22 protein-coding genes are annotated in these 21,237 nt (G+C 32.1%); all 22 read right to left on the reverse strand.

All coding sequences use genetic code 11. The features are described 5' to 3' along the window. Positions 1 to 238 precede the first annotated feature (238 nt). Positions 239 to 1,477: a M24 family metallopeptidase gene (locus RR430_RS01960; protein ID WP_332508589.1), complete on the reverse strand. Its 1,239-nt coding sequence runs from the start codon at positions 1,475 to 1,477 to the stop codon at positions 239 to 241. A 12-nt stretch (positions 1,478 to 1,489) separates the two neighbouring features. After that, the gene (locus tag RR430_RS01965) at positions 1,490 to 3,100 is read right to left on the reverse strand and encodes a PTS system mannose/fructose/sorbose family transporter subunit IID (RefSeq protein WP_332508590.1); all 1,611 of its coding nucleotides are present in this window, start codon (positions 3,098 to 3,100) and stop codon (positions 1,490 to 1,492) included. 12 nt (positions 3,101 to 3,112) lie between these two features. Further along, positions 3,113 to 3,589 carry a PTS system mannose/fructose/N-acetylgalactosamine-transporter subunit IIB gene (locus tag RR430_RS01970; RefSeq protein WP_332508591.1) on the reverse strand — a complete coding sequence of 159 codons (477 nt, stop codon included), beginning with the start codon at positions 3,587 to 3,589 and terminating at the stop codon, positions 3,113 to 3,115. Further along, positions 3,586 to 4,014: a PTS sugar transporter subunit IIA gene (locus RR430_RS01975; RefSeq protein ID WP_332508592.1), complete on the reverse strand. Its 429-nt coding sequence runs from the start codon at positions 4,012 to 4,014 to the stop codon at positions 3,586 to 3,588. Before RR430_RS01975 ends, RR430_RS01970 begins: the two co-directional genes overlap by 4 nt. Next, positions 4,011 to 5,867: a BglG family transcription antiterminator gene (locus RR430_RS01980; RefSeq protein WP_332508593.1), complete on the reverse strand. Its 1,857-nt coding sequence runs from the start codon at positions 5,865 to 5,867 to the stop codon at positions 4,011 to 4,013. The genes RR430_RS01975 and RR430_RS01980 overlap by 4 nt, the downstream gene beginning before the upstream one ends. Before the next feature lie 162 nt (positions 5,868 to 6,029). Then, positions 6,030 to 6,710 carry an alpha/beta fold hydrolase gene (locus RR430_RS01985; protein WP_332487741.1) on the reverse strand — a complete coding sequence of 227 codons (681 nt, stop codon included), beginning with the start codon at positions 6,708 to 6,710 and terminating at the stop codon, positions 6,030 to 6,032. A 42-nt stretch (positions 6,711 to 6,752) separates the two neighbouring features. Continuing rightward, entirely contained in the window at positions 6,753 to 7,643 is an 891-nt protein-coding gene (gene tsf, locus RR430_RS01990; RefSeq protein ID WP_332487743.1) for a translation elongation factor Ts, read from the reverse strand. 2 nt (positions 7,644 to 7,645) lie between these two features. Then, on the reverse strand, positions 7,646 to 8,659 hold the full coding sequence (gene rpsB / locus RR430_RS01995) for a 30S ribosomal protein S2 (protein ID WP_332487745.1): 1,014 nt from the start codon (positions 8,657 to 8,659) through the stop codon (positions 7,646 to 7,648). Positions 8,660 to 8,860: 201 nt separating this feature from the next. Beyond that, positions 8,861 to 9,790 carry a site-specific tyrosine recombinase/integron integrase gene (gene xerA, locus RR430_RS02000; protein WP_332487747.1) on the reverse strand — a complete coding sequence of 310 codons (930 nt, stop codon included), beginning with the start codon at positions 9,788 to 9,790 and terminating at the stop codon, positions 8,861 to 8,863. Then, positions 9,760 to 11,067, reverse strand: a complete 1,308-nt coding sequence (trmFO, locus tag RR430_RS02005) for a methylenetetrahydrofolate--tRNA-(uracil(54)-C(5))-methyltransferase (FADH(2)-oxidizing) TrmFO (RefSeq protein ID WP_332487748.1) — start codon at positions 11,065 to 11,067, stop codon at positions 9,760 to 9,762. The genes xerA and trmFO overlap by 31 nt, the downstream gene beginning before the upstream one ends. Further along, the gene (topA, locus tag RR430_RS02010) at positions 11,067 to 13,088 is read right to left on the reverse strand and encodes a type I DNA topoisomerase (protein ID WP_332487749.1); all 2,022 of its coding nucleotides are present in this window, start codon (positions 13,086 to 13,088) and stop codon (positions 11,067 to 11,069) included. Before topA ends, trmFO begins: the two co-directional genes overlap by 1 nt. Before the next feature lie 87 nt (positions 13,089 to 13,175). Beyond that, positions 13,176 to 13,910: a DNA-processing protein DprA gene (gene dprA / locus RR430_RS02015; RefSeq protein ID WP_332487750.1), complete on the reverse strand. Its 735-nt coding sequence runs from the start codon at positions 13,908 to 13,910 to the stop codon at positions 13,176 to 13,178. 66 nt (positions 13,911 to 13,976) lie between these two features. Next, entirely contained in the window at positions 13,977 to 14,597 is a 621-nt protein-coding gene (locus RR430_RS02020) for a ribonuclease HII (RefSeq protein ID WP_332487751.1), read from the reverse strand. Then, complete coding sequence (gene ylqF / locus RR430_RS02025) at positions 14,590 to 15,468, reverse strand: ribosome biogenesis GTPase YlqF (RefSeq protein ID WP_332487754.1); 879 nt, start codon at positions 15,466 to 15,468, stop codon at positions 14,590 to 14,592. Before ylqF ends, RR430_RS02020 begins: the two co-directional genes overlap by 8 nt. A 32-nt stretch (positions 15,469 to 15,500) precedes the next feature. Beyond that, a complete protein-coding gene (gene lepB / locus RR430_RS02030; RefSeq protein WP_332487756.1) occupies positions 15,501 to 16,052 on the reverse strand; it encodes a signal peptidase I in 552 nt (183 codons plus the stop codon). Between the two features lie 74 nt (positions 16,053 to 16,126). Next, positions 16,127 to 16,474, reverse strand: a complete 348-nt coding sequence (gene rplS / locus RR430_RS02035; RefSeq protein ID WP_332487758.1) for a 50S ribosomal protein L19 — start codon at positions 16,472 to 16,474, stop codon at positions 16,127 to 16,129. A 131-nt stretch (positions 16,475 to 16,605) separates the two neighbouring features. Further along, positions 16,606 to 17,328, reverse strand: a complete 723-nt coding sequence (trmD, locus tag RR430_RS02040; RefSeq protein ID WP_332487760.1) for a tRNA (guanosine(37)-N1)-methyltransferase TrmD — start codon at positions 17,326 to 17,328, stop codon at positions 16,606 to 16,608. Continuing rightward, positions 17,325 to 17,828 carry a ribosome maturation factor RimM gene (gene rimM, locus RR430_RS02045; protein WP_332487762.1) on the reverse strand — a complete coding sequence of 168 codons (504 nt, stop codon included), beginning with the start codon at positions 17,826 to 17,828 and terminating at the stop codon, positions 17,325 to 17,327. Before rimM ends, trmD begins: the two co-directional genes overlap by 4 nt. Positions 17,829 to 17,871: 43 nt before the next feature. Then, complete coding sequence (locus RR430_RS02050; RefSeq protein WP_332487764.1) at positions 17,872 to 18,126, reverse strand: KH domain-containing protein; 255 nt, start codon at positions 18,124 to 18,126, stop codon at positions 17,872 to 17,874. A 2-nt stretch (positions 18,127 to 18,128) separates the two neighbouring features. Further along, a complete protein-coding gene (gene rpsP / locus RR430_RS02055; protein ID WP_332487766.1) occupies positions 18,129 to 18,404 on the reverse strand; it encodes a 30S ribosomal protein S16 in 276 nt (91 codons plus the stop codon). A gap of 83 nt (positions 18,405 to 18,487) precedes the next feature. After that, entirely contained in the window at positions 18,488 to 19,837 is a 1,350-nt protein-coding gene (gene ffh / locus RR430_RS02060; protein WP_332487768.1) for a signal recognition particle protein, read from the reverse strand. An 85-nt stretch (positions 19,838 to 19,922) separates the two neighbouring features. Next, a complete protein-coding gene (locus RR430_RS02065; protein ID WP_332487770.1) occupies positions 19,923 to 21,143 on the reverse strand; it encodes a S1C family serine protease in 1,221 nt (406 codons plus the stop codon). Positions 21,144 to 21,237 lie beyond the last annotated feature (94 nt).

Here is a 21,237-nt window from a genome sequence, read left to right on the forward strand (position 1 = left end):
AAATAAGAATTATATGATGTCCCATATTTTGTTTCCATAATAATATCAAATACTCTCAATTCAGGATCAAGTACCCCAGTCCAAGTAATACCATCCTTAAGCTTCAATGTGTTCATAATGAATCCTCCCAATCTAATATTAATCTTCTATCGTTACTGTTTCAATGAATATACTCTTAGAGTGATATCTAAAAAAGAGAGTACTTGTATCAATGAGATACAAATACCCTATATTTAAGTTATTTTTTAAAGTCTTTTAAGCAATATATTGGCTTTCCAGGACCTGTTATCCATTCAGCTCCACTGCTAGTTACCACTACTTCATCTTCCATTCTAAATGCTAGATGCATATTATCCGCTCCATCTTCTTTATCAAATGGATAAACACCGTTTTCTAACGCAAATACCATTCCTTCTTCTAAAACAACAGAGGACTCATCAGAAATAGAAGGATATTCTACAACGTTTAATCCCACACCATGTCCGCTTGAATGAATCAAGTAGTCAGAATACTTAGATTCTTTTATACATCCCTCTATCACTTTATTCAAATCGCCTACAGTGTTTCCTGGTTTAACATAGTTTTTACCATCAATAACACATTTACTTGAAATATTTGCCATATCTTCAATTTCACTAGGTATTTTATTTCCTATATACATCATTCTTGTCAAATCTGATGCATAACCATCTATATGCCCACTAATATCTACTAATAAAAGTTCATTGTATTGAATAATTCTATCAGTTGCATATGCATTTAATGTTGTATATTTTTGTATACCACTTGTAACTGTTAAATAAGAAAACTTATCAACACCGTTTGATGCCATTTTTGAAGCAATGCTCCTTGAAACATCTTTTTCAGTTGTCACTCCTGGAACTACTTCACTAAATGTTTCTTCAATTGCCCTTTCCGTAACGTAACAAACATTTCTAATTTTTTGAATTTCCCAATCTGTTTTTATCATCCTAGCTTTCTGATACGCCAATGTTCCATCCACATATTCATATTCATTAAATTTGTTACAGAACTCTTCTAACATGTTCAACGACCAGTAAAACTGTGAGCCATCTCCCTTTTCCAAACCTATTTTTTTTGCATCTGGGGAAATGGTATCAATTGCTAGTTTAGTCACATCAACATGATTCGTTCCATCCAACATTCCAATATTTCTTGATTTTGTTCCCGAAACAAAAATATTAGGTGTCCAACTTGTAAATTTTACTGTACTTTTTTCCAATATACGTAAAACAATAGCTGGATCTCCAGTAAGTGGAACTAGTACATACACTGGCCTAAATAAACTTGATGTATACCAAGATCGATACCCAGTAGAATAATAAATATTTTCAGGACTAGTTAACAATAAGATATCTATATCCATTTTTTTCATTTCTTTTTGTAACTTTTTTACATGTATTTCATATTCCTCTTTTGGAAAAGACTTAAATATATCATCAAATTTTATAATCATTTTACCCTCCTATTAAATAATGATTCCTAATAATCCGCCAACTAATCCTACTAAGAAAATCAGTAAAATCACTTTAATTGATGATACATTTTTCTTTGCAAGTAACCAATAACAGCCAAGTGTTAACAATAATGGCAACATTCCTGGAAGAATAATATCAAATAGTTGTTCTTGTAATAAGAATGGAGTTTCGCCACCTAAATTAAATGATAGAGCAGTTTGGAAAGTAACAAAGTTACCCACCAATCCACCTAAAACCATGCAACCCATAATAGAAGCCCCAAGAATAATTTTATTAATCTTTCCGCTTTCCAATAGATTTACTATTGCTTCACTGCCTTTTTCATAGCCTAATTTATATGATACCCAATAAATTGACCACATAATAATTGCTTCAATTATTATATATCCGATAGGTCCTGCAATTGTTCCTGTTTGTGATATACCAATAAATAAAGTTAATAATAACGGAGTGATAACTCCTCCATCAATTGTATCTCCTATTCCCGCCAAAGGACCCATTAAGCTTGATTTAATTGATAGTATCATATCATCACTTATTTCTTCAGCTCCCTGTGCCTTCTTTTCTTCTAATGCAGCTGATAATCCAACGATACATGCACCCCATTGAGGCTCAGTATTAAAGAAATTCATTTGTAATTTCATTCTTTCAGCACGTTTTGCTTTATCATTTGGATATAGCTTTTCAATAATTGGTAACATCGAATGACAGAAACCTGTTCCTTGCATTCTTTCATAATTATAGTTTGCTTGATTAAACATAATCCATCTAAACCATGATTTAAAAATAGTTTTCTTGTCTAATAAAACATATGATTTATTTTCTTCAATACTATCATTGATTACATCCATCATTGGTTTCTCATTATCTTTACTCTTAAGTTGCATGTAAATTACTGTAAGTACTAGTGACAAGAATCCAGTTGCAATTATATCTAAATGGAAATACTGTACTAACATAAATCCCAAAAAGAACATTGCGATTGATTCATTTTTGAAAATTGATTTAAGAGTTAAAGCAATACCAACAGCTGGCAACATTCCACCAATTGTTGATAAAACTCCTACAACATTGTCACCTAAGAAATCTAGGACATCTTTGATATATGTTACTCCATAGTAAACAATCACAAAACAAGAAATAAAACTCACTACAAATAGGAATAACTGAGGTAATGCAACATCAGCAATCCAAAACTTTTTAGTATCACCTTCAGCTGCATACTTTTCTGCTACTCGTACCCATAAAGTATTTACTGTAAGTTTAACTACCCAAATTACTGTTCCAAGAATTCCAACTGGAACTGCTAACGACATAGCTGTATTGACATCCACATTCGCAGAAATTGCAATTGCTGTACCAACAACACCTGCCAAAGCAATATCTCCTGGAATAGCTCCTCCAGCTCCAATAAATCCTAAATACAATACGTTGATTTGTGCTCCAACAATAGTTCCTTGTCTTGCATCACCTAATATAACTCCTGATAAAAATCCTAGAACTAGTGGTCTCATTAAAGTCCACCATCCAACACCTAAACCCCATGTACTATTACCTAAGTAATAAAGTAGGGCCAATAGAATCCCTTGCATTAATGTCATTTTATTATCCTCCTATAATAGATCTTTTATATCAACTTCTCTATCACTAGGAACAAGTTGATACACTATCTTGATATTTTTGCTTATAATTCTTCTAAATGTTTCTATTTCACTTTCACTCGCAGAAACATTTCTATTAAATCTTTTACGTTTTTCTGTTGCTCCCATACCACCAAGAATTATTTTATTTGTAACAAATCCACTTTCTATTATTTTTTCAATCACTTCTGGCGTCTTTGCTAAAACCATATAATTCTCGCCTTTTAACTGGTTTTCATGTAGAAGTTGGATTGAATCATTTACATTCATCAATACTACTTCTACGCCCATCGGTGCTGCAGCTCTATAAATTCTACCCATCAACTTGTTTTGTGATAATTCATCATCAGCAATTAAGATTTTATTAATCGGATAATCTTTTATCCAAGCAGTTACTACTTGCCCATGAATCAGACGATCGTCAATTCTCGTTACTAGAACATTTTTCATAATACACCTCCTTTCTCTATTTCATCTAGTTTTTCTAAAAAGTTCTTACTTTCAACAATCCCATTTCTACCTAATTCTATGATTTCCATAATATTCTCATGTGTAATTTCATCACGTTTAACTAATACCTCTAAAAGAATTCCTAGATTGATTCCAGTTATATGAATAAAATTAAAAGTCTCAATTAAATTTATTACTATATTGAATGGTGTTCCAAAGAATATATCAGTTAATATTATTACTTCTTGGTTAATTAACTTGGATTCATTTAAACTTGTTGTAATATTTTTTTTAAGAAGTTCAATATTACATCCTAATTCAACTGAATACGTTTCAACATCTGGTTGTACTCCAACTATTAGTTTTGACGTATTATAAAATTCTTCACTTAATTTACCATGTGTAACTATTATTATTTTCTTCATACTTTTCTCCATTCATCTAAAATATACTTTCTAAATTTTTCTAATATTTGTAACGGACAATTTTCAATCAGGTATACAAGCTTTGCTGAAAACAACATGTAATCCCAGTTATTCATTAGAAATGAAACTTGCTTAATTTTATTTTCATCATCGAATGACATGAAACATACATTTTTATCAATTTCTTGATAACAGTAAACATAACTATGTGCAAATACACTTTCAATTTTTAATAATGTTTCACAATTTTCAACAATTCTATTACTATCAAACTCTAACTCAATTGAAACTCCTATATCATTTAGGTCATTTGTAATTCGAATTAATTCTCTATAGTAATCTTTTTTGTTTGAAATAATATCCACTATAACATCATCGATTGAATCCAATTCTTCATTAAGAAGCATTGGTGATATATTAATGTAATTACAAATCCCCTTATCTTCTTTCTTCGAAATTGTATCAAGTATTAAATCATATTCTTTTAAATAATTCTTTTCAAAATGCTCAGCAAAATTAATAGTAAGATTTGGAAATCTTCTATTTAATTGAACTTTGAAAAATGATCGCAAGCTATTTAAGGAATCATATATTACAATACAGTTTAGTTTAGATTCTAAATCCAAAATTTCTCCTTGAATATAAGCCATTAAATAACTAATTTCATCTGTATTTATCGTATTCAATTTATATTTTTGACATAGTAACCAACATATAATTGTACAAACCTTTTCCATAGCTCTATATTCATTACGCATCTTTTCCAAAATTGGATTTTGAAATCTTTGGCCATTATTTACACGTAGTAACATAAAGAATATGTGTTGAGAAATATTTTCATAGAATTTTTCTTTATTTCGAAGTGATAATCCTGTTATTGCAGAAAATGCATCAATAAAATCACTTGTAAAGCTTTCTGTAATATTTTCAATTCGTTTGCTACTTAATTTTGTAGTATTATTTAGATTAATATTAGATAGAATCCAATTAACAAAAGAAATTTCTTCTATAGTAATATCATTTTTCAATATATTTGTTATAAACTTTATACAAATCTTCGATAACTTAGACTCATATTGCATCAATAAAATTCTCTCTTGTTTTTCTTTATTAATCATACAATTCATTTTCAATCTGTATATTTGTATTGCCAGTGATATCTTTATCCACTTCATTTCATGAATTGTAAGTTTTCTATCTATGCTTTCATTAATACTTTTAAATAACTGTTCAATGCGCACAGTATATAAATCATTAATAAAAACATCTTGTAAAAAATCAAAACTATTGGCAATAAGTTTAATATCAAAATCATTTTCTAAAAAATCATATTTATTAAAGTAATGTTTAAACTGTTCAATTATTGCTTTTCTAATATGAAATTCTGATCCGATAATCCTAGTACCCGACATAGACTTATCAATAGTTATTTCGTACTCTTTTAAGTCTTGTTCAATTATTCCTAAATATTCATGTATAGTAGACTTACTAATATAGAATTTTTTTGACAATTCATTTAATGTAAATACATTCGGTGAACATAACAATAAATATAGTTTTATTTCATTTACTCTTTCACTGGCATCGTTAATCTTATTACTAGTAGAAAGAAACATCATTTCTAAATCATGCATGAACCTTATTTTATTTTTTGAGTCAATATCAAGCATTATTCCAATTCCTGTTTTTTTATCAATTGTTCCATTATACTTTTTCATATAATAATTAATACTTTCAATATCTCTTCGAATTGATTTTTCAGAAATATTTAGTATATCAGCATAATATTTAACAGGTAAGTATTCATTTGTTTCAAGCAAAAGTTTTACAAATCTTTTTTGACGTTCATTCATTCCTATGCTCCTTTCATTATTACAATTTCATTATAGCATTCGTTAATATATAAAATAGTAGGTAGAAATCTTATATATGTCCACAATGATGTGGACATTTTCGAACACAAATCTTTGGATTATTATATGTATAATATAAAAAAAATCTAGCATTTTGCTAGACTAGTTATTTTTGTTATTTTGTAAAAATTCATCAACTACTTTATTAAATACCGCATAGTTTTTATAAGCTATAAAATGATCACCTTCTATAATACTTAACTTTGCATTTTTTATACATGATGCAATAAATCTTGTATGACTTTCTAAGATACCATCATGTGTTCCAGCCATAACTAAAGTAGGAATATTAATTAATTGTAAGTCTTTTGGATCTATATTGGGATCAACAACCATTAATCTTAACATCTCTGTTTGTCTAGAATTAGGATGTACTAATTTATTGTAATAATACTGTATATCCGTTATAAATTGATATCTAAATAAAACGCCTTTCGGGTTAAGGTTAGCACCATCTACAATTAGTTTATTCACATAGTTTGGGTATTGTATTGCAAAAAGTAACGCAATATTACCACCATCAGAGAATCCCAACAAGTTAACCTTAGTCAAATTATTTTCATCCAAATAGTCATGCAAATCATTAACAAATTGTCTAATGGTAAAAGGCTTATTCCCTCTTGGCGATTGTCCATGACCTCTAGTATCAATTGCAATAACTTTGTATTTACTTGAAAAGTAATCCAATTGATGCACAAAGAAAGTACTATCTTCATCATTACCATGAAGTAGTATAAGTATTTCACCATTTCCTTTAATCGTAGTATGTAGTTGTATGTCCATAGTACTATTATAACACAAAAAGAAAAGCTTAAGTCTTGCGACCTAAGCTCCGATTTGTTTAGCAACTTCTTCAGCGAAGTTTTCTTCACGTTTTTCAATACCTTCACCTACAGCATAGCGAACGAATTCAACTACTTCAGTGTTAGCTTCTTTTAAAACTTGAGAAACTTTCTTATCTTGATCTTTGAAGAAGATTTGGTCTACTAAGCTCATTTCTTGAAGAGATTTGCTTACACGACCTTCAACGATTCCTAATAATACTTTTTCTGGTTTACCTTTTAAAGATTCATCATTTTTCATGATTTCTTCTTGGATAGAACGTTCATGTTCAACGATTTCAGCAGGCATATGAGCACGAGACACATAGCTTGGACTCATTGAAGCAACTTGCATTGCCATATCTTTAGCAACTTCAGCATTTGCACTGTCTTTAAGAACAACACAAGCACTAATCTTACCACCCATATGGATGTAAGAACCAAAGATATCACTATCATTTTTGCTCATTACAGCAAAACGACGAAGAGTAATCTTTTCACCGATTGTTGCAGTAGCATCAACGAAACATTCTTCAACAGTTTTCCCACCCATAGGTAATTTCAATGCTTCTTCTAATGTAGAAACACCACCATTTAATAAAGTTTCAGTAGTTGTATTTAATAATTCTAAGAATTGTTCATTTTTAGCAACGAAGTCTGTTTCAGAGTTGATTTCAATTAAACAAGCTTTGTTACCATCAACGATAACTTTTGATAATCCTTCAGCAGCAATACGATCAGCTTTTTTAGCAGCTTTAGAAATACCTTTTTCACGTAACCAGTCGATAGATTTTTTAATATCGCCATCACATTCAGTAAGGGCTTTTTTACAATCCATCATTCCAGCGCCAGTGATTTCTCTTAATTCTTTAACTTGAGCAGCAGTAATTGCCATGACTATTCTGCCTCCTTAACTTCTTCAGTTACCTTTTTCTTAGGTGCTCTTTTAGGTTTAGCTTCTCCCTCTACTGCAGCTTCTGCCACTTTTTTAGGAGCTGTAGCAACTGGTGTTGCTTCTTCAGCTTTTTCTACTGGAGCGTTTTCTCTTTTAGTAAATGCGCGACGTTCACCATTGAATTGACGACGTTGACCATCTCTTGGACGACGTTCTTCCATTCTTTGACGACGACGTTTTTCGTTTTCTTCTGCTTGTTGTTCAACATTGATGATTACATCTTTCATAGTGATATCTTCTTGTGACATATCTTCTTGATATGCAACAGTTAATAAACCACCTTTAGCTTCAACAATTGCATCAGCCATTAAACCAATCATAAGTTTAACAGAGCGAATTGCATCATCATTTGAAACGATTGGGTAATCAAGAGTTGCTGGATCAGCATTTGTATCGATTAAACCGAATACAGGGATACCTAATTTTTTAGCTTCTGCAACTGCATTGTGTTCTTCAGTAGGATCTACTACGAATAATGCATCTGGAAGCTTCTTCATTTCTTTAATTCCGCCTAAGAAGTTTTCTAGACGTGTTTGTTTCTTACGCATGATTGCGATTTCTTTCTTTGGATATAGATTAATTGTTCCATTAGCATCCATTTCTTCGATTTCTAATAAACCTTTGATTGATTTTTGGATTGTACGGAAATTTGTTAAAATTCCTCCTAACCATCTTTGGTTAATATAGAATGAACCTGAACGTAAAGCTTCTTCCAAGATTGGAGTTTGAGCTTGTTTCTTAGTACCTACGAATAATACTTTACCACCTTTTTCTGTGATATCTTTCATAGCTGCATAAGCTTCATCTAACATAACTTGTGTTTGTGCTAAGTCGATGATATGAACCCCATTCTTTGCTGCATAGATAAATGGTTTCATCTTAGGATTCCATCTACGTGTTTGATGTCCGAAATGAACACCATTTTCTAATAACTTTCTCATTGAAACAACTGACATTTAATTTTCCTCGCTTTCCGTTGTTTTCCTCCACCATTTCCAACATTGACAACTCTCATTGAGCACGGGGTCAATGAATCCATGATGTGTGAATTAAGCACATACGTGCCGAGGTATAATATAGCACAAAATACCTTAAACTACAAGAGAATAAAGGCTATTTTAGGCATTATTAGCCACTATTTTAAATATTTATGTAATTTATGTCTTATTTCTTTTAGATCTAGGGTGAGAATGCTTAACCACACTTTTCAATCGATCAACCGTAATGTGGGTATAAATTTGGGTAGTCGCAAGATTTTGATGCCCTAGTAATTCTTGCACAACCCTTAAATCCGCCCCATTATCTAACAAGTGAGTCGCAAAACTATGTCGCAACATATGGGGATGCAATTCTAAAGTTATCCCCACTCTTTGCCCCACATTCTTTAACATATATTGTATCGCACGAGGTGTAATTGGATTGCCACTTTGTGATACAAAAAGATATCCATGTTCCTCTTTAAGAAATTCACTACGTGCTTCTCTAATATATTTTTGTAATAACTTTGCACAACGAGGATAAAATGGAATCATTCTTTCTTTATTTCCTTTACCAAGTACAATTAAAACACCTTGATCAAAATAGACATTATCAATCTTTAGACTGGTTGCCTCACTAATACGTAATCCACATGCATAAATTGTTTCCAATATGGCACGGTCTCTTAACTCCACTGGATTACTTAAATCAAAGCTTGTTAGAATATCCATCATTTGATCTAGAGTCAAAAAATCTGGTAATTTCTTACTAGCTTTTGGATTTTTAAATCCTTGTACTGGATTATTTTTAATATCCTCATAACGATTTAAATATCTAAAAAAAGACCGCAAGGAAGAATATACTCTTGAGATACTTGAGTTAGTAACTTTTTTAGTTCCAACTTTACCTTCTCGCAAAAGTACAATGTAATCCATGATAGTCTCTTTAGTGACATCTTCAAAAGATGTAATATCTAAAGTAAGCATATAGTCAATAAAACGCCCGATGTCTCTTGTATAAGCATCTTGCGTTTTACTAGAACCAGACTTACTCATTTTTATATAATTTAAGAATTGTTCTAAACTTTGGTTGAGTGAACTAGTGGACATAATTTTTCTTGTAGTACTTTAAGAGCTTGAGGTGCATACGCATCTTTTTTATCTTTCTTCTTAAAGTCTCCTTCTAGTTTAAGTATACCAAAGTTCGCATTCATTGGTTGAAAATTTTTCGCATCAGCATGAGTAATATAATGTGACATTGCACCCATCATACATGTATTACCTAATACAACTGGCTCTTTACCCATTAATACTTGTGCCATATTTAATCCAGCTAATAAACCAGATGCGGCACTTTCCACATATCCTTCTACCCCAGTCATTTGACCAGCAAAGAATAAATCTTTTCTCTTCTTAGATTGATAGGTTGGTTCTAAGCATAATGGAGAATTAATAAACGAGTTACGATGCATTACACCATATCGTACTATTTGACAATTTTCCAATCCTGGTATTAATTGTAAAATTCTTTTTTGTTCTGGCCAAGTTAAATGTGTTTGAAAACCTACTACATTATATAAACTAGCTACAGCATTATCTTGTCTAAGTTGAACTACGGCATAAGGTCTAAATCCATTATGTTCTAAACCAACAGGTTTCATTGGTCCAAATAAAAGTGTTTGCATACCACGTTTTGCCATAACCTCAAAAGGCATACATCCTTCAAAGTATACTTCTTTTTCAAATTCTTTTACTGGTACTGTTTCAGCTTGAATTAATTCACGATAAAAAGTATCAAATTCATCTCTTGTCATTGGACAATTAATATAATCTGCCTCACCTTTATCGTATCTTGATTTGAAATAAGCCTTACTAAAATCAATACTATCTTTTTCAATAATTGGTGCAGCTGCATCATAGAAATAGAATTCAGCTGTTTCTAAAAACGCAATGATACTTTTCGATAAACTATCACTTGTTAAAGGCCCTGTTGCTAAAATACAAGGTCCGCTTGGTATTTCACTAACTTCATCTAATATAACTTCTATATTTGGATGATTCATTATTGTTTCAGTTATTCTACGAGAAAACTCTTCACGATCTACCGCTAATGCACTCCCTGCTGGAAGCTTAGTCTCATCAGCAATTTTCATAATCAAAGAATTGCAACTACGCATTTCTTCTTTTAATAATCCTACAGCATTACTTAAAGCATCACTACGCAAAGAATTTGAACAAACTAGTTCTCCAAACTTTTCCGTTTTATGAGCAGGTGTCATTTTCTTTGGACGCATTTCAATTAGTTGTACTTTGAAGCCTAGATTTGCTAATTGCCATGCAGCTTCTGAACCTGCAAGTCCTGCTCCAACGATTACTACATCACTCATTATTTTTTAGCTGCCTTTCTTCTTCTAAATTTAGGAGCTTCTTCTCCTTCAATGTTTTCAATATGCTTACACTTAGGGAAATTACTGCAACCTAAGAAGTAATTACCATAACGACTCTTACGTTTTAATAATTCAGATCCACATTCTGGACACATTTTACCTGATGGTTCTGGTTTTTCTTTTTCTGGTTGTTCCATCTTGCGAGTATATTTACATTCTGGGAAATTACTACAAGAAATAAACTTACCAAAACGTCCTACACGATATACAAGTTCATTACCACATTCTGGACAAACTTCCCCTACTTTTTCAGGTTCCATTTTTTCCATATTGTCATAGGCATGAGTTACTAATGGTTCAAAACGATTGTAGAAATCTCTTAACGATTTAACATAATCTGTTTTACCATCTGCAATACCATCTAGTTCACTTTCCATTTGGGCAGTGTATTTAACATTAATAATATCATTAAAGTATTGATCCAACTTCTCAGTTGTTAATTCACCTTGTTCAGTTGGGAAGAATACTTTAGTCTTTGATGTTTCTGTACTCTTATCTAATGTTACATATCCTCTTACTTGGATTGTATCAATAATCATAGAGTAAGTACTGGGTCTACCAATACCCTCTTCTTCCATTTGCTTAATTAAACGAGCTTCACTATATCGAAGTGGTGGTTCAGTAAAGTGTTGATTACTCTTAAGTTCTTGAGCACTCATCATTTCTTTTTCTTTTAATTCTGGTAAAATCACATCTTTACTAGATTCATATGCTGAGTAAACTGCTAAATAACCTTCAAATGCTAATTCAGTACCATTAGCTGTAAAGTCATAACCATTTTGTGACAACGTAACAGCAACTGTATTTGTCTTAGCAGGCGCCATTAAAGATGCTAGTGCTCTAGCATAAATCATCTTATATAGTTTATATTGTTCAGGACTTAAGTAATCCTTAATCTCTTCTGGTGTATTACTTAAATTAGTAGGTCGGATACCTTCATGGGCATCTTGGCTATTACCATCATTTTTAACTTTATAGTTTCCTACATATTCCTTACCAAATTCATTTGTAATTTTCTCTTTTGCAGCTTGAACAAATACATCACTTAAACGAGTACTATCAGTACGCATATAAGTAATAACCCCTTCAGCACCATTCTTTAATTCAATACCCTCATATAGTTTTTGGGCAACTGACATTGTACGCTTAGCACTAAAACCAAGTTTAGTTGATGCTTCTTGTTGTAACGTAGATGTAATAAATGGAAGCTTAGGTTCTTTCTTACGTACTTGTTTCTTAACATTAGTAACTTCAAATTCACCAAGACATGCATTGTATGCTTTTGTTGCATCATCTTCATTCTTTAATTCAGCTTTTTTGCCATCAACCTTTGCAAGGCTTGCATTGAACTCTTTACCATCTTTATTAAATACCGCATCCAATGTCCAATATTCTTCTGGTATAAACGCTTTAATTTCTTTTTCTCTATCAACAATTAATTTTAACGCAACAGATTGAACTCTTCCTGCTGATTTACTCTTAATCTTATTCTTTAAAAGTTTTGATAACTTAAACCCAATTATTCTATCTAAGATACGACGAGTTTCTTGAGAACGAACTAATCCCATATCAATAGTACGAGGTCTGTTAAATGCTTCAATAACAGCATCCTTTGTAATTTCATTAAATACTACACGATTTAATTCTTCAACTTCTAAACCTAGAACTTGAGCTAAATGCCAAGAAATTGCTTCTCCCTCACGGTCCGGGTCAGTTGCAAGAAAAACATGATCTACTTTTTTAGCACGTGCTTTTAAATCTTTTACAACATCTTTTTTATCCTTACTCACAGAATAAGTAGGCGCAAAATCATTTTCAACATCTACACCTAAACCATCTTTTCCTTTTATTGCTAGATCTCTAATATGTCCCTTAGAAGAGACTACTTCAAAATCCTTTCCTAAATATTTTTCAATTGTTTTTGACTTTGATGGTGATTCCACTATCACTAAATTTTTCATATATTCACCTCGAAATTAGCTTTTTTAAACACTGTATTCACTTACGATATCCTAAATTAACACAATTTTCAACACAATGCAAACTCTTTATATTTTAAAGTCTTGAATTGATGTAATCATTTGTGCCCCTTGTTGGATGAGTAAATTGCACCCTTCACCCTCTGTTTTACCAAGTTCATGGGGTACGACATAAACCTCTTTTGCAAGATTAATAGCCTCATTTACAGTTAACATTGTCCCACTTTTATATTTAGCCTCAGTTACAACACATGCCTTTGATAATGCCGCTATTATGCGATTACGCCAAGGAAAATGATGCCTTTTTACACTTGTAAAATAAGGATATTCCGAGAGTATTAAGTGATTTTCCTTGAGTCTATCATAGTACCATTTGTTACAAGTTGGATAAATTATGCTCATACCACACCCAATTACACCAATAGTTTTACCTTTTTTGATCCCTACTTCATGGACTTTCGCATCAATTCCTTTGGCAAGTCCCGATACTAACACATAATCTTTTACTAACTTATATGCCAACTGTTCTGTTACGAAAAGTCCATATTCAGTAGGAATTCGTGATCCAACAATACTCACACATGGTAAACTCGTTAAAGATAAGTCTCCTTCATAGAAAAGTATCCAAGGAGGGAATCTCAATTGTCTTAATTGAGGAGGATAATCAATATCTAGAATGGTGGTGTACTTTTCTTTTATGTCGACTATCTTAGGAATATCATTTGCACTTATTTTTTGTGCTATTTTATCCCAGTCACCATCAACTTCATATGCATAATATGCAATTCTTTCGGAGTAGTTCATCTAATCACCTACTACTATATACGCATTATTTGGATGATTTCCTAGAAAAAAAGATGGTTTCCCATCTTAAATATCTAATTTCATTTGTAAACATCTTTGAACAGGTCCATAACTTTTTCTATGGATATCAAGTGCTCCATATAATTCAAGTGCATGCAAGTGCTCTTTAGTTGGATAACCTTTATGACGCTTAAATCCATATTTTGGATATTGTTCATCATACTCCAGCATAATACGATCTCTAGTAACTTTAGCAAGTATACTTGCGGCTGCTATACTAATACTTTTTTGATCACCTTTTATTAAAGAAACTACTTCTTTACTTTGATTTGGTAAAGGCATTGCATCCGTTAAAACAACCGATGCATTTAACTTAGTTGCTATACGGTCCATCGCATTTTGAGTGGCACGATATATATTCTCATCATCAATAATACAAGGCTCAACAATTTCTATAAAATATTCTTTTGCGTCTTTTTTAATGATTTCAAAAAGATGTTCTCGCTTATTTTCACTTATTCCTTTTGAGTCATAAATTTCATCATTTTCATATCCCTTATCAAATATTACTCCTGCCACAACGAGTGGACCTGCAAGGGGTCCTCTACCTGCTTCATCGATACCGATAAGACTTTTATCTTGTTGCCAATAATGATGTTCATACTCATTGGTTGTATGCTTAGACATTAGCCTTCTCCCAAGTAATTCGTCCACATTTATCCGCTCTTAAATCTTTAATAAAAAAATCAACAGCACGATCATAATCCACTTCATCATTCGCTTTGATTAAGTTCTTACTTTTACCAATTGCCTCTATCATCTTGTAAGGATCATCGATTACATCAATTTGATATAACCTTGTAAGATTATCAGGATATTGGGTAATTAGTCTTCTCATTGCAAATGCCGCAATATCTTCCAAATTCAGTATTTCATCACGGATAGCACCTGTTAGTGCTAAATAATACCCTACTTCTGGATCTTCAAATTTTGGCCACAATACTCCTGGTGTATCCAATAACTCTAAATCTTTATTTAACTTAATCCATTGTAGTGCTCTAGTAACTCCTGGCTTATTAGCCGTTTCAGCAACCTTCTTTTTTACTATACGATTAATTAATGTTGATTTACCAACATTGGGTATACCACATACCATCGCTCTAATGGCTCTTGGTCTAATACCTCTAGATATTTGTTTTTCAATCTTAGCTTTCATTATTTTCTTACATGCAGTAACTATAATATCCACTACATTATCTTTTAAAACATCAACTGCAACTACCATTGTTGTTTCATTTGTTAAAGCATTAATCCACCTGTCAATTTCTTGTAAATCACCTTTATCCTTTTTAGATAACAAAATTAAACGTGGTTTACCTTGTATTAATTGATCAATCATTGGATTTTGACTTGCTTTAGGTATTCGACTATCACGTAATTCAATGACCATATCTACTGTTTTAAGGGCATCTGTCATTTGCCTTTTAGCACGTGTCATATGTCCTGGAAACCAGTTGATGTTAGTTTTCATCTGAACTTGTTCGTTATTATTTTCCATTTTTTCACTTCCTATTAATATTGATTCAATGCTTAATCTACACTCCCCATTCGGTTAAATGGATAGATTATAAAAATACCCTTACCAGTTATTTGTGATTCTTTAAATGGTCCATAATCTCTAGAATCCTTTGAGAATGGACGATTATCTCCTAGACAATACACTTCATCATTTGCTAGTGTTATTTCTTTAACATCATTTGTAAATAGACCTAACTTATTAATTTCTTCACTTTTATATTCTTGATTAATAAATGGTTCATCGACTGGTTCACCATCAATGTATAAAACATCATCTACATATGATAATGTCTCTCCTGGTAATCCAATAACTCTTTTAAATAAGTTTTTACCATCTTCCATTTTTATTACTACAATATCAAAACGATTAATATCATGTAATACAGAAACAGAAAATATATTTGTAATTCCTACCGATTGGTCTAATACAGTTGGATACATTGAATTTTGGTTAACCTTTACTGGTCTTGCAACAAATCTTGTAATTACAAATATAATAATAAAACTAACTAATAATGTTTTAAGAAAATCAATTAGTTCAGCTTTCCAGTTTATATCTTTCATCCTAAACACCTCGTTCTTATTATACAACAAATCTAAAGAGAAAAAATAAAAAGCCGGGATATTCCGGCCTTAAATTAACGAATTTCTTTAATACGTGCAGCTTTACCTGAAAGTCCACGTAGATAGAATAATTTAGATCTTCTAACTTTACCTTTACGAACTACAGTAATTTTATCAATAATTGGTGAATGAATTGGGAAAGTTCTTTCTACTCCAACACCACTACTGATTTTACGAACTGTGAATGTTTCACCAATTCCACTACCTTGCTTTACGATAACTAATCCTTCGAAAGCTTGGATACGAGATTTGTCGCCTTCTTTAATTCTTACATCAACACGTACTGTACAACCTGGACGAAATTCAGGAATGTCTGTACGAAGTTGAGTTTTAGTAATTTCATTTACTAAGTTTAAATTCATCTTCATTTTCTCCTTTTATCATGTAATCAATTGTTCATACATCCAGTTGAATCAGCGGAACATTGACGCCGTTAGGCTAGAAAATAATATCATAGCCAAAACTAAAATGCAACCCTAAATTAAAACTGAAACTATTTTAAATCTTCCTTAATTTCTTCTAAAAACTTTAATTCTTCTTTACTAAATACTCTTTTTTCTAACAAATCAGGACGATTTTGATATGTATTGCGTAATGACTCTTTTAAACGGTATTTACGGATGTTTTCATGATGACCTGACAATAAGACCTCTGGCACTGTTTTGCCCTTATAATCGACTGGTTTTGTGTAATGAGGGTATTCTAGTAAACCATTCTCAAAAGATTCATCTAAATGACTTTCTTCCATGATTACTCCCTCAAGTAAACGAATAATTGCATCGCTGACTACCATAGATGCCAATTCACCACCCGTAAGAATATAATCACCAATACTTAATAAACCATCAACCTCATCATAAATACGTGCATCTAATCCTTCATAATGACCACAAATAAAAATAATATGATCTTCCTTTGCATATTCACGTGCAGTAGTTTGGTTAAATGTTTTCCCACCAGCTGCCATAAGATACACCTTAGAATTTTTTGTACGAACCGACGCTAATGCATCCAAAACCGGTTGACACATCATTACCATGCCTCTACCTCCACCAAATGGAGTATCATCAACATGATTATGTTTATCAAGTGTAAAGTCTCGTATATTAACTAAATCAATAACTACTTTATCTTGCTTAATAGCACGTGCAATTATACTTGTATTTATAAATCCCTCAAACATTTCAGGGAATAGCGTACAAATTGTAATTCTCATAATAATCCCTCTATAACTCTTATTTGGATTAATTTCTTTGCTTTATCTACTCTCAATATAAATGCAGGAGTATAAGGTATTAATGCTGTTGTTTTATCTAATTTCTCAACTCTTAAATAATTATGAGCCATTCCATCTTCAACTTGAAGTACTGTCCCTAAAGAATCTCCTAATTCATTAATAACACCCATTCCTTTTAATTCAAAGAAATAGAATTCACCTTCCGCTAATTGATGTAAATCCTTAGCATCCACATAGATATTACATCCCTTAAACTTCTCAATATCATTAATACTAGGATATCCCTCAAATTGCACAAGTAACATTCCTTTATGTTCTTTGCTACTTTGAATAGTCATTTCTTTAAGCCCTTCAAAATCTAAGTAAACCTTAGCACCCTTAGCAAATCTTTCATCATTAAAATCAGTAAAGCTTTTTACTTTACATTCTCCTTTAATTCCAAAAGAATTTGCAATTGTTCCAATTTTTAGTTTATCCATAAGTGTTCTCCTTAATTAGAAAGAAAAAGGATGCACAAGCATCCTATAGTGTTAATGTTTCAAATTTGATCGTAATCTTCTTATCTTCAATTCTAGACGCAATAGACATCATTTGTCTAAGTGCAGAAGCCATAGAACCTTGACGTCCGATTAAACGAGCAACATCTTCACTTTTTGCGTAAACATAAAGTACGACTTCGTTGTCATTTAAGCTAGGCATCTGACGAACATCCAAAGAATTTGCATCTTCCACCATTGGTGTTACAAGATTAAGCAATACTTTTTCTAATTCTACCATAACTATTTTGCGCTTTTCTTTGATTCATGGAAAGTTTTCATAACACCTTCTTTGGATAAGATATTACGAACTGTATCTGAAGGTTGAGCTCCAACACTTAACCATTTCATTGCTAATTCAGTATCTAATTTTACTGTAGCTGGTTGAGTTGTAGGGTTATAAAAACCGATTGTTTCGATATCGCGTCCATCTCTTGGGAAACGTGAATCTGCTGCAACAATTCTATAGAAAGGAGCCTTCTTTGCACCCATTCTCTTTAAACGTAATTTAACTGCCATTGTGATTTCCTCCTTGTTTTACCTTCATAATAATATAGTAAACAAACAAAGGTGTCAAGTATTTTTACTTAACACCTTTAAAATTATTTTTTACCAAACATTCCGCCAAAGTTAGGCATCTTACCTGCTTTTGACATAGAACCCATTTGTTTCATTAACTTAGACATTTTTTCAAATTGGTTAACAACCTTTGAAACTTCTTGAACCGAAGTACCACTACCCTTCGCAATTCTATTTTTACGTCTATTGTTTAAAATTGATGGATCTTCTCTTTCTTCTTTAGTCATACTTTGGATAATCGCTTTTTGTAACTTCATACCCTTTTCAGCATCAGCTTCATTAATCATATCAGCGTATTGATTCATACCTGGCAACATCTTCAAGATTCCACCTAATGGTCCCATCTTAGATATTTGTTCAAATTGAACCAACATATCATCCATTGTAAAGTTTCCTTCCATCAATCGTTTAGCAGCCGCCTCAGATTCTTCTAAGTCCATCTTTTCTTGTGCTTGTTCAACTAGGGTAACAATATCACCCATTCCAAGAATACGATCTGCCATACGATCAGGATAGAATAATTCTAAATCTTCAATCTTTTCACCTTGTCCAACAAATTTTACAGGAACTTGGGTAATAGAACGTACCGAAAGTACTCCCCCACCTCTTGAATCCCCATCAAATTTAGTAACAACTAATCCAGTAACATTTAATAAGTCATGGAATGAATTTGCTACTTGAACAATATCTTGCCCTGTCATTGCATCAACAGTTAATAAAATATCTTGTGGATGAACTAATGATTCAATCTCTTTTAACTCATTCATCAATTCTTCATCAATATGTAGGCGTCCTGCAGTATCGATGAAAACTGTATCATATCCTTTTTCTTTAGCATAATCCATTGCTAAACGTACAGTATCTACTGCTGATGTTTCTACACCTTTAGTAAATACCTCAACATCAATTGATTTACCTAATGTTTGTAATTGTTCAATAGCAGCAGGACGAATTATATCAGCTGCAACCAATAACGGATTACGATTTTGTTTCTTTTTAACTAAATTCGCTACTTTTGCGATTGAAGTTGTTTTACCTGTACCTTGTAACCCAACCATCATGACAACAGTAATACCATCATCCTTATAATTAAGTCCAACTTCTTGACTACCTAGTAAATCAACAATTTCATCATGTACAATTTTAACAACCATACTTGATGGATCTACTGCTTCAAGCACATCAGTTCCTAATGATTTTTCTTTAACACGCACTAAAAAATCTTTTACGATTTTATAATTAACATCTGCCTCAAGTAATGCAACACGCACTTCTTTTAGCATTTCCTCCATATTTTTTTCGGTAAGTCTTCCTTTACCTGATAAATCACGTAAAGCTTTATTAAGTCTATTACTTAGTGAATCAAATGCCATAATATCAACGCCTTTCCCCAATATGATACCACAAAACAAAGAAAAGCTGACGCATTTTTTGCATCAGCTTTATTTCGTTTAAACTTTATTGTTTTGCTTCACTAAGAGTTACATCCGCAACAATTTGTTTACCATCACGAACAACTGTAATTTGAATCGTATCACCGACATTCTTATCACGAATGATTTTCTTTAAATCACTATAACTTGTAATCTCTGTATCATCTACAAAGATAATACGATCATAAGCTTCAAGTCCTGCTTTTTGAGCACCTGTATCTTCAATTACCTCAGTAATATATAATCCTGGAGCATAGTTTCCATTACCTTGTGTTACTTCAGATAAGTACACACCCATCGTTGCACGATTTGATACATATCCATTGTTGATTAATTGATCCGCAACCTCAACAACATCATTTGCTGGAATAGCGAACCCTAAACCCTCAACATCATTACCAGATGATTTAGCATTTACAATACCTACTAATTCACCATTAGCATTGAATAATCCACCACCAGAATTACCTGGATTAACTGCTGCATTTGTTTGTAATAGATTCATTGTTTCATTATCTATTGTGATTTCTCGATTTAATGCACTTATAATACCATCAGTTGCAGATCCACCAAGTGTTCCTAATGGATTACCAATAGCGATAACAGTGTCTCCTACTTTTAGGTTATCAGAATTTCCAATAACAGCAGCACTTAGATCAGTTGCCGCAATCTTAAGAACCGCTAAGTCCGTTGTACTATCCGTACCAATTAATTCAGCTGTATGTGTAGTACCATCATGAAGCGTTACATTAATTGATCCTGCACCATTAATAACATGATTGTTTGTTACGATATAACCATCATTTGTTAGAATTACACCAGAACCTGCACCCTCAGATACATATTCTTGTAACATAAATCCAGAAGATACCGTTTCAGTTCTAATTTCCACAACACTTGGAGAAGTATTTTCAATGACTTGTTGTACTGACAACCCATCTGTTGTTGATCCAGTATTTGCGATATTAGATGAACTATTTTGAACAATTACGCTTCTAGGTGATGTGAATTGATTTGCTAGATATCCTCCACCAAATCCAAATGTAGCACCCACTAAAGCTGCTGATATTAATATCTTAGCTGTTCCATGTGATTTAGGTTCTTTCTTTGGTGGCTCACTATTAGGCACACTTTCCATTTTAATCTCTTCTGTTTCACTACTTGTTTCATTTATTTTTTGCTCATCCTGTTTTTCAGTTTCATTCCAAACTGAATTAATGAGCTTATCATTTTTTGATTCAAACATATTTTGAAGTCCTCCTTTGTACGTTAATAATATACTTAATTATTGTGAAATGAAAATGACATGAACTTGAACTTTATGTGAACATTGCAAAAAA

This window comes from Anaerorhabdus sp. (assembly GCF_036641015.1).
GTDB lineage: Bacteria > Bacillota_I > Bacilli_A > Erysipelotrichales > Erysipelotrichaceae > Anaerorhabdus.